Origin of the sequence: Lamprobacter sp., assembly GCF_034860625.1 — a bacterium.
Lineage (GTDB): Bacteria > Pseudomonadota > Gammaproteobacteria > Chromatiales > Chromatiaceae > Lamprobacter.
This window is the reverse complement of record NZ_JAYESN010000524.1, coordinates 1-1352: the sequence shown is the minus strand read 5'-3', so window position 1 is coordinate 1352 and position 1352 is coordinate 1. Positions and strand designations below refer to the sequence as shown.

The 1352-nt window shown below is 63.0% G+C and carries 1 protein-coding gene; it reads left to right on the top strand.

Annotated features, from left to right (window positions below; all coding sequences use genetic code 11):
• A partial coding sequence (locus VBE63_RS29450) for a transposase (protein WP_323686523.1) occupies positions 1–1330 on the top strand: 1330 nt, incomplete at its 5' end.
• Positions 1331–1352 lie beyond the last annotated feature (22 nt).

Here is a 1352-nt window from a genome sequence, read left to right as displayed (position 1 = left end):
CCGCGCGGCCTGGTGTTGTTTTTTTTTTTTATCCCCCCCACCCCCCCCCCCCCGGCCAATGGGTTCGTTTTCACCCAACGAGCCCCGCCATGGACCTGCAGCAGTTCTTTGCCGACTTCGCCACGCATCTACACTCCGAGACCTTTCATCAATCTGCACGCCATCCCGACCACCCCAACGCGTTCTCGCGACGACGCAAACTCCCGCTGCCAACACTCGTCGCCATCATGCTCTGCGGCTTCGCAAGAGTGTGCAGGCGGAACTCGATCAGTTCTTCGCCTTGCTCTCCCACACGCCCGGACTGCTCCGCCACGCCTCCGCTCAGGCTCGTGCCAAGCTCGCACCGGGCGCGCTGCCCGCGCTCAACGATCATCTGCTTCGGCAGGCAGAGAACGCCGGACTGGTACCCCGCTGGCACGGTCTGCGACGCATCGCCGTTGACGGCTCCTACCTGCAGCTGGGCCTGCGTGCCAGTCATGTGCCACGCGCCGCGACCGCTGACAAATTGGCGATGGGCTTCTACCTCCCCGATGCCGACCTCATGCTGTCCGCCAGCCTTCACAGTACCGCCGAGAGCGAACGTCAGGCCTTGTTCGAGTACCTCGACCGCCTCGGAACAGGCGATCTGCTTCTCCTGGATCGCGGCTACCCGTGCCGCTGGCGCATCGCGGCGCTGCAGCAACGGAACATCGACTTCTGCATGCGCGTCGACACCGGCAGCCAGGGCGGTTTCACCGCCGTGCGCGCCTTCCTGCAGTCCGATCTCCCCGAGCAGATCGTGACCTTGCCAGCACCGGATAAACGCGACGTCATCGACTACAGATGCCCGAGCGGGCCGCTGACCGTGCAGCTGGTACGCCATGTCACTCCCGATGGCGCGGTACGCGTCCTGATGACCTGCCTGATGGACACAGCACGCTTTCCCGCCGCCCTGTTCGGTGATCTGTATCACCAGCGCTGGTCTGTCGAGGAGGCCTTCAAACGTCTCAAGCATCGGCTCAACATCGAGCAGGTAACCGGCCTCAGTCATCTGGCAGTCCATCAGGACTTCGCCGCCAAGGTGCTGTGCGACAACCTCGCCGCCATCGCCATGCAGGCCGCGCGCAAAACCCATGCGGTCCCTGCTCACCGTCGCACCAATCGCGCCTATGCCTGTACTGCTGTCACGCCATTGTTGCCGGCGCTGCTGCTTGGCCGCGCGTGCTCGGCGTTGCTGACTGATACCCTTCAGCTGATCGCTTCGCAAACCTACAAGCACCGCCCAGGATTATCCAAACCACGAAAACCGCGACAAAAGCCGCACCGACATATGAGCTTCAAACCATGCTGAGTGGCTTAACTTGGGTGGATTG